This window comes from Nonlabens sp. SCSIO 43208 (genome assembly GCF_050703575.1).
Lineage (GTDB): Bacteria > Bacteroidota > Bacteroidia > Flavobacteriales > Flavobacteriaceae > Nonlabens > Nonlabens tegetincola.
Genome location: NZ_CP065365.1, coordinates 2,447,116 through 2,459,707, shown reverse-complemented (window position 1 = coordinate 2,459,707; position 12,592 = coordinate 2,447,116). Strand labels below are relative to the sequence as shown.

Sequence of the window (12,592 nt, the reverse complement as noted above, 5' to 3'; positions counted from 1 at the left end):
TAAGCCTACAAAAATACGTTGTCTCATTCTATTAATTGTTAAAGAAGACTGAATTAAAAAGAAACTAAAATTCCATCATCATCAAGCTAGATAAACCTTTTAAATGCCCTATTTTTGCAAATCTCAAAAAAATAGCATTGTATGAATTCCCCAGAAAATAGCACTGAAATTAAATCCCTTTACGATTATCAAGAACGTGATTTAGCGGCTATTTTTGATAGAATAAACAATAAACCAGATGACTATAATATGGTTTATCAGCTACCTACTGGTGGTGGTAAAACGGTTGTCTTTTCTGAAATCGTACGTCGATATCTAGAGCAAAAAAACAAGAAAGTTGTGATCCTTACACACCGTATAGAATTGTGTAAGCAAACAAGCAAGATGTTAAAAGGTTTTGGCGTAAGAAATAAAGTGATCAACTCAAAAGTTAAGGATCTTAATGATCAAAAAGACTACGATTGCTTCGTAGCGATGGTAGAGACCTTAAATAACAGAATTCAAGATGATAAACTTCTCCTTGAAGATATTGGATTAGTCATCATTGACGAGGCGCATTACAATAGTTTCCGTAAGTTGTTTAAGTACTTTGAACATTGTTTTATGCTAGGTGTTACGGCAACTCCTTTAAGCTCTAACTTCAAATTGCCAATGAAGGATAATTACAAGGAGCTTATTGTAGGTGATAGTATTTCAACGCTAGTAGAAAAAGGCTTTTTAGCACAAGCTGTTACTCATACATATGATGTCGGATTGAGTGGATTAACTATTGGTATGAATGGAGATTATACGGTTAAATCCAGTGAGGCTCTTTATACTAATGCAACCATGCAGGATAAGTTGTTAACCTCGTATAATGAAATTTGTAAAGGAAAGAAAACACTTATCTTTAATAATGGTATACGTACTAGTCTAGAAGTTGAAGATACTTTTAGAAGAGCTGGTGTTGAGATCAGGCATTTAGATAATACTAATACAAAAGAGGAGCGACGTGAGATATTAAAATGGTTTAAAGAAAAACCAAATGCCGTTCTTACTTCAGTGAGTATATTAACTACAGGATTTGATGAACCTTCTGTAGAATGTATTGTTCTTAATCGTGCTACAAAATCTCTTACTCTATATTTTCAAATGATAGGTCGTGGATCTAGAATATTTGAGAACAAAAAGGAATTTCACATCATCGACTTAGGTAACAACGTCGCACGATTTGGATTATGGAATGAGCCTATCGACTGGCAACAAATTTTCAGAACACCAGACTTCTACGTTGAAAACATAGTGTCTGATGAGGAAATAGAGCGCAATTTTGTATATAAAATGCCAGATGATGTAAGAGCCGAATTTCCTAATACAACAGACTTTACCTTTGATATAAAAGGAGCTTATAAACGAATCACAAAAGAAGGACGTAAGTCCAAAGAGGTACTAGACGAATCTATAGCTCAACACGTACAATGGTGCGTAGAAAATAGTGAAGATGTATTCGACGCACGTATTTTAGCTAGGTTGTTAAAGGATGATATTAAGGATAGAGTAAAACGTTATGCTTACTGTATTATCAATAATACCAACAATTACAAGGAATGGTTAGAAGAGGATTACTACCGTCGTTTACGCATGGGAATCCAACAAGCCTTTGCCGGTATAGAGGCTTAAAATAGTATAGGTAATTAGGTTGTGAATTACGCTTTCGCGAAAGCGTACTATCCACAAGCACCACTAGATAGGTAAGTATTTTTATGGAATAATTAGGAACAATGCACCTCTATAGGTTGTAATTTACCCATTATGAATATGAAAATATACAATCTTGTTGCAATAGCTATTTTTTCTTGTTTAATGATTTCATGTGTTTCATCACGAGGAATTAATTTTAAAAAACAAGCTAGAACAAGTAATAGTTCAGTACCACTAGTTAACGAGATAAATCACCAACAATGGGATGATTTACTAAAAAAACATGTTCGTGAAGAAGGACTGGTGGATTATAAAGGATTTCAAAAAGATAGTGCTTTATTGTCCGAGTATTTAATATACCTATCAGAAAATGAACCTTCTGAAAAATGGAGTTACGAAGAACAACTAGCGTATTTCATAAATCTTTATAATGCGAGTACGGTACACCTGATTGTAAAAAATTACCCTATTAAAAGTATTAAAGATGTAGAAGCTACCATATCTCCGTTTTTGAAAAAATTTATTCAAATAGGTGATGAAAAACTGTCTCTAGCCGATGTAGAAAAGGGAATCCTGCAGAAAATGAATGAGCCTAGAATTCATTTTGCCATCAACTGTGCATCTTATTCTTGCCCCAAGTTAATGAGAGAATCTTATACAGCAAAGAACGTGGATTCTTTAATGGAGCAGGCAACAACGGAGTTCATTAACTCTGATAAAAACGAGATAACAAGTGATAGAGTAAGAATCTCTGAAATATTTAAATGGTATAAGAAGGATTTTTTAAAAAAAGCTAATTCTATAGACGAATACATTAATCAATATTCTAGAGTTAAAATTCAACCGACTACCGAGATTAATTATTTAGAATATGATTGGAGACTTAATGAAGTAGGTGTCAATTAACAACTATTACTCAATAATTACACGACCAGTATACAATTCTTCTACGTTTAAAACAGGTGGCTCTTCGGTTAGAATTAAATTTCCTGTACTCAGTAAGGAGCCTGTCACTTGTTGTTTTGCTTGAAGAAAAATATCGTTAGTACCTCTATGGTAGACCTGAGCTGTTTGCACCTCTAGGTTTCTACCTTCAAATCTCGAGTCTCCTAAAAGGAATTTTAGATCGAGTTCATTCACAGTCCCATTTAAAAAGAAATTACTCAGACCATTTGTTTCTATAGAAAGCTTATCTACATTAATATCGAGATCAAAGTCGCCGCTAATATGAAAAGCATCTTCTTCTTCGGTATCCTCACACAGCAAGGTAAGTTCGTTCAAATTAAGAGTGCCTGAACTTTTCACAGCAAGGCCAGAACTGTTTCTTAAAACTTGAAGATCAGGTAAGGTTACATATACTTTAGTTACTCCATATTCCCGTACCAGGTTACAACTATTGTTGTTTTTAATGGATAGGGTAGCATCGGCTACTGTAATATCAATATCATTTACAAGATTTTCACCGGTTTCTAGGATTACTTCATAAGGTCCTTGTGATACAATAAGCTGGCTACGGTCGTAGACTATAATTTTATTGAAACCTGTAATATCATAATCAATTTGTACTAGATCACCCGATGTTTGCACACAATCATTAACATTCTCTGAATCACAAGAGAAAAGAATCACGACAAAAAGGAAAAAGAGTGCTTTTTTCATAGTTATAATCTTATACCAATTCCAAATTCAACAGCTTCAGCTTTGGCGCCATGTGAATGCACATTTACCACTCCAAAAAATTTATCACCAAAGTATCTTTTAAGTCCTAATCTATTATAAACTCGATTTTCAAATTCTACCGGCCAGTAAACATAGTAGCCTAAGTGTGTGATAAAAGCAATTTTATTAAAACGTAATTCGTGACCTATAAAAACACCAACTCTCTTAAAATCAGTATCGGCGCTTATATTATTCTCAGGAAACGCAATAGATTGATGTTTGATAAATTCCTTTAAAAAATAGGAAACAAATAATTCTGTCCCTGCTAACAACGTGCTTTTACGATTAATTTTTTTATCTATAAAACCAGTAAAAACATAAAATGGGAATTGACCACTTCCATTAATATCACTTTCATTAATACCACTCCTAAATACGAAATTGTATTTAAAAGGTTCTGTGTATTTTTTACTTTCAGTATTAGGAATATAATCTGGGAATTGGTCATGGTTAAATTGATAGCTTAAACCTGCCGTTAGTGCAAAGGTGTTTGTACTATTATTAGGAGCTTTAATGTTTGCATTAGAATAATGAATGATGGTAAAACCAGCGTGAATACCTAATCCTTTAACTAGATTTTCTTTTACATATCCAAATTTTAGGTAAGTCGAGCTCAGTAAACTAGTGCCGTAAGCGTTGTTTATATAATTAGTATTGCGATCATAGGGACTACTAGTATAGGCGATACCTTGACCAATTCTCAAAGTCAAACTTCGTTTCAAAAAGTAGAAATTAAAATGCCCGTATAGGCCAATATTTTCTCCTAAATATTGGTTTTTCATATCTTGATAGGATAGAGAAAAACCCCAGTCAGGATAGTTGAATCGTCTTTCCCATTGGTTGTAACCGTATGTTTTCTTGTTATAACTTACGATAAAACCTGTAGGATGATCAGTGATTAAATGAGCTATATCAGGATTATGTTCTAAAATGGTACCATAAAATGGATTGAAGTCTAATGAAAAGGATTTAATTTCATTATCCTGGGAATGAGCATGGAAACAACTATAAAAAAGAAGTGTATAAAAAAAGTATTTATATTTCGTCAAAGGTTGGTTTTAGGGTTCTCTCAAAAGTAAGAAACAACTTAGAAAAACACCCAACCCAAGGAATAATTTATTAGCTCTATTTTAATAGACTCCAATTAATTACATTTCAATTTTACTCAATTCCTTATAGTTTCTTTTCAATCTTTTGAGTAAAATTCCATAAACCAAGCTGTAAATCCCGTAAATCACAAGACACATTACCAATAAGTAAATGAAGGTAAACCCTAAAAACATCAATTTAATTTTTAATTCATGTCCTGCGTTTGAAGGAGCATGCACCATATTGTAAATTCTAGGGTCATTTTCTAACATTAGGATACTAAAAATCACACCGTATACAAAGACAAAGGCTAGGTTAAACCAGATATAAGCCCTCATTGTTTTACGGGTAATGATAATGTTACGCAACAATTCCTTTACTGGTTGAACTGCTGATATGCGACGGTAGTTACGGTAAAATAAATACACAAAAATTATAAGCGCGATGTAGCTAAATACATACGTTCCATAATGAAAACTCTCGCCTGTGATTTCAATAGCCTCATCTCTAGCATCAGTCATAAAGGGAAGAAAACTTACCAAGGTGAGTAGTGCAAATTCAATTAACGCAATGTAGAGTAACCATTTTACGATGTTACTACTTTTCTTGTGAAGCATACTACTCAGTGCAGTTGTAGAAAATTTAGGTAAACCTTTTTCCTGTTGCTTCCAGTTTTCTTTTAAAATATCTAATTGATCCATAGTTTATGGATTTACAAGTTTAGCAAGTTTTGTTTTTATTCGATTCATCTTTACTCGGGCATTTACCTCGCTTATACCCAAAGTGTATGAGATCTCCTTATAATTTTTATCCTCCAGATATAAAAAAACAAGAGCTTTGTCAATATCATTAAGTTGTTTAATAGCACTGTACAATAAAGTAAGTTGTTCGTTTGAATCATCTTCTTCTTTACGGTCTTCAATTTTAAATTGTACGCTATCGTATTCTTGAGTCTTAACTCTACGTTTGTTTTTACGATACAGTGTAATTGCCGTATTCAGTGCTACACGATACATCCAGGTTGAAAACTTGCTATCACCTCTAAATTTGGGATAGGCTTTCCATAGTTGTATCGTAACTTCTTGAAACAAATCATTATGTGCATCTTGATCGTTGGTATATAACCGGCATATTTTGTGCACGATATTCTGGTGTTTATCAAGTAGCTCTACAAATTGTTTTTCTTGGTCTGGTTTCACAAAATCAGATTATGCTTATAAGTAGCTTAGGTTTACTTTTTGTTACAACACAAATGATAAATTTAAAAAAGTAGGTAGTGAGTACGCTTTCGCGAAAGCCTATAATCACATTCTATCATATAACAGTCCAGAATGTATGAAAAAAAAAGCCTATTTCTTATCTTTGTTATTCATTACAAATATGAAATAAAGACCTCTTTTATGAGTAAATACGATGTAGCCGTTATAGGCTCGGGACCTGGTGGATATGTTGCAGCAATTCGATGTGCACAACTAGGTATGAAAACTGCCATTATAGAAAAATACAATACATTGGGTGGAACCTGTTTGAATGTGGGTTGTATTCCATCAAAAGCACTTTTAGACTCTTCTCATTATTATGATGATGCGATGAGACATTTTGAAGAGCACGGTATTGATATTCCAGGTGATATTAAGATCAATTTTGAAAAAATGATCGCTCGTAAACAAAAAGTAGTTGATCAAACTTGTGATGGTGTAGCATTTCTTATGAAAAAGAACAACATCGATGTTTTTACTGGAATGGGGTCCTTTGTCGATGCTACTCACATTAAAATAGAAGGTGAAGAAACACAAACTATCGAGGCAGCAAAAACTATAATTGCAACAGGTTCAAAACCTGCTACACTGCCATTTATAGAATTAGATAAGGAGCGTATCATTACATCTACCGAAGCATTATCGCTTAAAGAAATACCTAAACACATGATCGTAATAGGTGGTGGCGTTATAGGATTAGAGCTAGGTCAGGTTTATCGTCGTCTAGGAGCCGATGTTACTGTGATTGAATACATGGATCGCATTACTCCTGGAATGGATAAGGTTTTATCTAAAGAGCTTACCAAGGTTCTTAAAAAGCAAGGAGTAAAATTCCAGTTATCTCATGCGGTTAATAAAGTGGAACGCAATGGTGATGAAGTAACGGTAACGGCAAAAAATAAAAAGGGAGAAGAAGTAAGCTTTACTGGTGATTACGTTTTAGTAAGTGTAGGTCGTCGCCCTTATACGGATAAATTAAATGCTACCGCAGCAGGTGTAAAGGTTAATGAGCGAGGTCAAATAGAGGTAAATGAACATTTACAAACCAATGTCTCCAACATTTATGCGATAGGAGATGTAGTCCGTGGCGCTATGCTAGCTCACAAGGCAGAAGAAGAAGGTGTATTTGTAGCCGAAACTATTGCAGGTCAAAAGCCACATATTAATTACAACCTTATTCCTAATGTAATTTACACTTGGCCAGAAGTAGCAAGTGTAGGTCAAACGGAAGAACAACTTAAGGAAGCTGGGGCAAATTACAAAGTAGGTCAATTCCCTATGAGAGCTTTAGGACGATCTAGAGCAAGTGGTGACATTGATGGATTAATAAAGATTATTGCCGACAAAGCAACCGACGAGGTTCTAGGTGTACACATGATAGGTGCTCGAGTAGCCGACCTAATTTCAGAAGCTGTTACAGCAATGGAATTTAGAGCTAGCGCCGAGGATATTGCTAGAATGTCACACGCACATCCTACCTATGCCGAGGCTGTTAAAGAAGCGGCTCTTGCTGCAACTGATGATCGTGCTCTACATGTATAATATTGTATAAGTAATGAATTTATAAAGTGCGAGTTTTAATTTACTCGCACTTTTTGTTTCTAAATTAGTAAGTGAACAAACGACAAACATATTCTATCCAAAAGGATGCTGAGGCATTTAAAACTGCCTTAATACATTTTTTTAAAAAGGAATCTTTTTTCTTTTTATTAGACAGTAACCATCATCAGGATCAATATGCTAATTATGATTGGTTAGTGGCAGTAGGTGCTCTAGAAAAGTTAAGTCCCCAATCAGGTGAAGCTTTTAATAGTTTGAGATCCTTTAGAGAAGAATTCCCAGATTGGTGTTTTGGATGGTTGACCTACGACTTAAAAAACGAGGTAGAAGAACTTGAGTCATTGAATATAGATGGGATGCAAATACCAGTGATGCAATTTGTAGTACCTCAATATGTATTTAGTTGTAAAAAGGGACAGGTAGAATTACATGCCTATATAAACGATTCGAGAGTTGTTACAGACTTAATTAATCAGATAGTTCAGGATCCAATAACTCATCACGCAACAGTAGTTAAATCTCAGTTTATTGAAGCTCGAGATGAAGAAGATACGTACATAAAAAAGGCCCATCGATTTTTAAACCATATTAAGCGAGGTGATATTTATGAAGCAAACTTTTGCACAGAATTTTTTGCTCATGATGCCTATTTTGATAGTATAAAGGCTTATAATGATTTAAATAAAATAAGTGAACCTCCGTTTGCAGCTTATGTAAGAAGTAATGAGTTCTCACTAATATCGGCTAGTCCAGAAAGATATTTACAAAAAAAAGGAACTAAGATCATATCACAACCGATTAAAGGAACAGCTGCAAGATCTGGACATTTTGTGGTGGATGAATCTTTAAAAGAAAAATTACAAAACGATCCTAAAGAACGTTCTGAAAATGTCATGATCGTTGATCTGGTGCGAAATGATTTATCAAGAGTAGCGCAAAAAGGAAGCGTGCAAGTAGAAGAACTTTTTGGTGTTTACACCTTTAAACAAGTACATCAAATGATAAGTACTATTACTTGTGAACTTAGGGAAGAAATAAGCGCTGTTGATGCGATTGAAAATTCCTTTCCTATGGGCAGTATGACAGGCGCTCCTAAAATAAGTGCCATGAAAATTATAGAAGAGCAAGAAAGCTTTAAACGCGGTTTGTACAGCGGTTCAGTAGGGTATTTTACTCCAAATGATGATTTTGATTTCAATGTGGTTATCAGATCTATATTGTATAACTCAAATTTAAAATACCTGTCTTTTTCAGTAGGTAGTGCTTTAACCGTTGCAGCACAACCTGAAAAAGAATATCAAGAATGTATGCTTAAGGCTAGAGCTATGAAGAATGTTTTAGCTTTACAAGGCTTTGAATCACGATAAGTATGTTACAAGATTTTAAACAACATATTCAAACCGCATTTCCAGAACTTTTAAACGCATCCCTGTTAATTGCAGTAAGCGGCGGTTGTGATAGTATGGTGTTGTGGGATTTAATTCATCGGTCTGGTTTGAACTATGCCGTGACTCATTGTAACTTCCTTCTTAGAGATAATGAAAGTGATAAAGATCAAGAGCTTGTTGTTAATAAAGCGCAAGAACTAGGCGTTGTTTGTCATACAACTAGTTTTAACACTCAAGAGTTTATGAATCAGCACAACATGGCTGTTCAAGAAGCTGCTAGAAAATTAAGATACGATTATTTCTATGCTATGTGCAGGGAATTTAATTATGATTACATTCTCACTGCTCACCATTTAGATGATCAAATTGAAACATTCTTTATGCATCTTAATCGTGGTGCAGGATTAAATGGTCTTACAGGCATACCTGACCGCAATAATAAAATCCGAAGACCATTATTGATTTTCTCTAGAGAGAGAATTGAAAACTATGCAACAAATAATCAGGTAGAGTATAGAGAGGACGCAAGCAATAATCAAAATAACTATTTACGCAACCAATTGCGTAACCTCGTGCTTCCTCAATTGTATAAAGCTTTACCACAATTAAGGGAAAATCTTCCTAAAGTGTTGGTTAATTTAAAAGCTAGTAAACAATTACAAGATGATGCGGTATCACGCTTTCGCGAAAGCGTAATTACACAGGTTCAGGATGAAATACATTTCTCGATCAAAGCATTAACATCTTACCATCAAGCTGGTTTGTATTTATATGAAGTTGTCAATCAATATACAGCCGTTAACTACGATGAATTAATGCAATTTATGAGCTCACCAAGTGGTAAGAGATTAGAATTAGGTGCTTATCAATTATGGCGAGATAGAGAATATTTTAAGTTAATTCCCGTACCGAAAAAGCTTGAATTTGATGTAAGTATGCCTATAGAAAATTCTAAAGTGGAAACTGAGATAGGAACTTTTGAACTTGAAATACGATCGGTTAATAAGCCATTAGAGCTTGTAAAAAATGAAGCAAGCAAGAATAATTTGTTTCTTGATGCTGAATTAATAGTCGCTCCTCTAAAAATAACAAATTGGAAAGCAGGAGATAAATTACAGCCATTTGGTATGAAGGGGAAAAGTCAATTAGTAAGTGACATACTTACAAATTATAAGGTTTCTACCTTTGAAAAGCCCAATGTTCCAGTATTGCGTTATCTTGGTCATTTATTATGGGTGATAGGGTATAGAAACAGCATTCATTTTCCAGTTACATCATCTACTAAAAAACTATTAAAAATAACTTTTCATTCATGAGAAACTACCTAAGCATTTTATTGTGCTTTTTGAGCTTTTATGCTTTTGCACAGTTTGGTGACCAAGATCCTACCAATTGGAATACAACCGTTGAAAAAATAGCTGAAAACGAATATGTTTTCAAAACTCAAGTAACTCTAGAACCTGGATGGCATTTATACTCTCAAACAGGTGAAAAGGGTAGAGGACCTGTTCCAACTACATTTAGTTATTACGGAGTTGAAGATAAAATTGAACTTATCGGCGTAAATAAGGAGGAAGGATCTTTTGCAGAGTTTTCTTCCGTTTGGGATTTCAATGTGTATCAATTTTCTGATAAAGGTAGTTTTGAACAACGGGTGAAAATACTAGATGAATCTCTAGAATACATCGTTGGAGAAATAGGTTATCATGTATGTGATGATGAAAAGTGTTTAAGACCAACATCTTTTTCATACGTGTATAAACTCAATCCTAATGTTGTAGTTCCTGATGACGCCACTGATATCATTGATGTTTATTATGATGAAGAAAAGGAACCTTTACTTTCGCAAGGACCTGAAGCTAGTTCCATTCCACTAAAGAAAAGTCATGACTTAGAATCTAAATCAGAATCTGATGTACAAGCATCTAAAAGTGATACGAGTAATAAACAAAATGATAAAATTGAAAATGACACTGAAGAAAAGAGTTTATGGGGTATTTTCTTGGTTTCCTTTTTAGCCGGTTTTGCAGCCTTATTAACACCTTGTGTATTTCCAATGATACCGCTTACGGTGAGTTTCTTTACTAAACAAAGTAGTAATCGAGCTAAAGGAATATCAAACGCTATTCTATATGGCTTTTTTATCATATTAATCTATGTGTTGTTAGGTAGTGTAGTGGTGGCTATTTTTGGTGACCGTATCCTGAATGCCATGTCTACTAATGCTTATGTCAATTTGGGTTTTTTCATCATTCTTATAATTTTTGCCGCTTCTTTCCTTGGAGCGTTTGAAATTACCTTACCGCAATCTTGGGCAAATAAAGTCGACGAAAAATCCAATAAAGGTGGATTTATAGGTATATTTTTTATGGCATTGGCTTTAGCCATAATTTCATTTTCTTGTACGGGACCTATTGTTGGATCATTGATTGTTGAAGCAGCCAGTAAAGGTGGAGTAGCACCTATTGTTGGTATGCTAGGATTCTCGACTGCGCTAGCTCTTCCTTTTACTTTGTTTGCCATCTTTCCTGGCTGGATGAATTCGTTACCAAAATCAGGTGGATGGTTGAATACAGTTAAAGTTGTTTTGGGTTTTTTAGAGTTAGCGTTAGCATTCAAATTTTTATCCAACGCAGATTTAGTTTATCAATTCATGCTGTTACCACGTGAGGTGTTCCTAGCCTTTTGGATAGCCATATTTGGTTCATTAGCCTTGTATTTATTTGGTAGAATTAAAATGCCACACGATGGACCAGAGTCAACTATTTCAGTAGGTAGAGCCTTGTTAGGTGTGGTTGTTTTAGCCTTTACTATATACATGATTCCTGGTATGTGGGGCGCACCATTGAAAATTATATCAGGTTTTCCACCACCATTAAATTATGCGGAGTCGCCTTATGGAGTAGGTTACAAAAAGCTTACTGAAGTGACAGAAATTCCTGAACATGCTCATTTAGGTGTACACGATATAATAACCTTTGATGATTATGATGAAGGATTGGCTTATGCTAAACAAGTCAATAAACCCGTGTTAGTAGATTTCACTGGTTATGCTTGTGTGAATTGCCGTAAAATGGAAGAACGTGTTTGGTCAGATCCTAGAATTTTGCCCATATTAAAGAATGAATTTGTGATGATTTCTTTATACGTAGATGATCAAAACAAACTACCCAAAGAAGAGCAATATGAAAGTGAAGTTTTAGGAGGGAAAGTAAGAACGATAGGAGATAAGTGGTACGAGTTACAAAAGAAGCAATTTAAGAATGCAGCACAACCTTACTACGTAAAACTCAATGCAGATGGAACTCAAAAAGGAATGCCTGATCCAGTAGGTTATACTCCAGACATAAATGAATATAGAGATTGGTTAAAAGAAGGTATCGAATAATTTAGTCGATTCCTTACAATAAAGTACATAACCCGTTTGAAGCTTCAAGCGGGTTTTTTATTGCTAGCTTATCTCAATCTACTTAACAGTTTTATATTCTTCCTATGCATTTCATAGGTTTAAGGACATTATTCTTTATCCATGATTTGGTCAAATCGGAATCGAGTTTGGAAAATGTAAACTACTGTATTAATAATGTATATAGAGGAGTTTCTTTTTGAAAAAAGAATAGAAATGTAGCTACAACAATGCCTGAATAATTAGACTATTTGAGATACAGATTATACTTCTTATGTCTGTCTTGAGATTGCTTATAATCTCATAAGCTTAAGTACCTGTATTAGATGAATTCTTAATCTACGCATCATGTGGGTTGCTAAAAGACTTTTCAGCTTAGTTTAAGTGTTGATGTAAAATGTCTTTTTTCTTAGAATATGTTCAGAACTATATCCACATTTGATATTCATAAATTAGAGAAATAAAAAAAGCTGCCCGATTGGGCAGCTTTA

10 protein-coding genes are annotated in these 12,592 nt (G+C 34.3%); 6 read left to right on the top strand and 4 right to left on the bottom strand.

Annotated features, from left to right (window positions below):
• Positions 1 to 141 precede the first annotated feature (141 nt).
• Both I5168_RS11270 and I5168_RS11265 read left to right on the top strand, forming a co-directional pair.
• A complete protein-coding gene (locus tag I5168_RS11270) occupies positions 142 to 1,659 on the top strand; it encodes a DEAD/DEAH box helicase (RefSeq protein WP_431471819.1) in 1,518 nt (505 codons plus the stop codon).
• A gap of 138 nt (positions 1,660 to 1,797) precedes the next feature.
• Positions 1,798 to 2,586 (top strand): DUF547 domain-containing protein, encoded by a 789-nt coding sequence (locus I5168_RS11265; protein ID WP_431471818.1) that lies wholly within the window; start codon positions 1,798 to 1,800, stop codon positions 2,584 to 2,586.
• Between the two features lie 6 nt (positions 2,587 to 2,592).
• Here I5168_RS11265 and I5168_RS11260 read toward each other — a convergent pair whose 3' ends face one another.
• The 4 genes from I5168_RS11260 to I5168_RS11245 all read right to left on the bottom strand — a co-directional run bounded on the left by I5168_RS11260 (position 2,593) and on the right by I5168_RS11245 (position 5,687).
• On the bottom strand, positions 2,593 to 3,339 hold the full coding sequence (locus I5168_RS11260; protein WP_431471817.1) for a head GIN domain-containing protein: 747 nt from the start codon (positions 3,337 to 3,339) through the stop codon (positions 2,593 to 2,595).
• Positions 3,340 to 3,341: 2 nt separating this feature from the next.
• Positions 3,342 to 4,448, bottom strand: coding sequence for an acyloxyacyl hydrolase (locus I5168_RS11255; protein ID WP_431471816.1), 1,107 nt, complete (start codon positions 4,446 to 4,448; stop codon positions 3,342 to 3,344).
• Between the two features lie 99 nt (positions 4,449 to 4,547).
• Positions 4,548 to 5,189: a hypothetical protein gene (locus tag I5168_RS11250; RefSeq protein ID WP_105018799.1), complete on the bottom strand. Its 642-nt coding sequence runs from the start codon at positions 5,187 to 5,189 to the stop codon at positions 4,548 to 4,550.
• A 3-nt stretch (positions 5,190 to 5,192) separates the two neighbouring features.
• Positions 5,193 to 5,687, bottom strand: a complete 495-nt coding sequence (locus I5168_RS11245; RefSeq protein ID WP_042278559.1) for an RNA polymerase sigma factor — start codon at positions 5,685 to 5,687, stop codon at positions 5,193 to 5,195.
• Positions 5,688 to 5,888: 201 nt separating this feature from the next.
• Here I5168_RS11245 and lpdA point away from each other — a divergent pair, with 201 nt between their 5' ends.
• The 4 genes from lpdA (at position 5,889) to I5168_RS11225 (ending at position 12,083) form a co-directional block, all read left to right on the top strand.
• Entirely contained in the window at positions 5,889 to 7,289 is a 1,401-nt protein-coding gene (gene lpdA, locus I5168_RS11240) for a dihydrolipoyl dehydrogenase (RefSeq protein ID WP_431471815.1), read from the top strand.
• Between the two features lie 71 nt (positions 7,290 to 7,360).
• On the top strand, positions 7,361 to 8,674 hold the full coding sequence (locus I5168_RS11235) for an anthranilate synthase component I family protein (protein WP_431471814.1): 1,314 nt from the start codon (positions 7,361 to 7,363) through the stop codon (positions 8,672 to 8,674).
• 2 nt (positions 8,675 to 8,676) lie between these two features.
• Positions 8,677 to 10,011 carry a tRNA lysidine(34) synthetase TilS gene (tilS, locus tag I5168_RS11230; protein WP_431471813.1) on the top strand — a complete coding sequence of 445 codons (1,335 nt, stop codon included), beginning with the start codon at positions 8,677 to 8,679 and terminating at the stop codon, positions 10,009 to 10,011.
• On the top strand, positions 10,008 to 12,083 hold the full coding sequence (locus tag I5168_RS11225) for a protein-disulfide reductase DsbD family protein (RefSeq protein WP_431471812.1): 2,076 nt from the start codon (positions 10,008 to 10,010) through the stop codon (positions 12,081 to 12,083). Before tilS ends, I5168_RS11225 begins: the two co-directional genes overlap by 4 nt.
• Positions 12,084 to 12,592: the final 509 nt, after the last annotated feature.

Coding starts and splice junctions, on each gene's coding strand:
- tilS (WP_431471813.1), top strand. CDS start 8,677: ATGTTACAAGATTTTAAACAACATATTCAAACCGCATTTCCAGAACTT.
- I5168_RS11225 (WP_431471812.1), top strand. CDS start 10,008: ATGAGAAACTACCTAAGCATTTTATTGTGCTTTTTGAGCTTTTATGCT.
- I5168_RS11265 (WP_431471818.1), top strand. CDS start 1,798: ATGAAAATATACAATCTTGTTGCAATAGCTATTTTTTCTTGTTTAATG.
- lpdA (WP_431471815.1), top strand. CDS start 5,889: ATGAGTAAATACGATGTAGCCGTTATAGGCTCGGGACCTGGTGGATAT.
- I5168_RS11270 (WP_431471819.1), top strand. CDS start 142: ATGAATTCCCCAGAAAATAGCACTGAAATTAAATCCCTTTACGATTAT.
- I5168_RS11250 (WP_105018799.1), bottom strand. CDS start 5,189: ATGGATCAATTAGATATTTTAAAAGAAAACTGGAAGCAACAGGAAAAA.
- I5168_RS11260 (WP_431471817.1), bottom strand. CDS start 3,339: ATGAAAAAAGCACTCTTTTTCCTTTTTGTCGTGATTCTTTTCTCTTGT.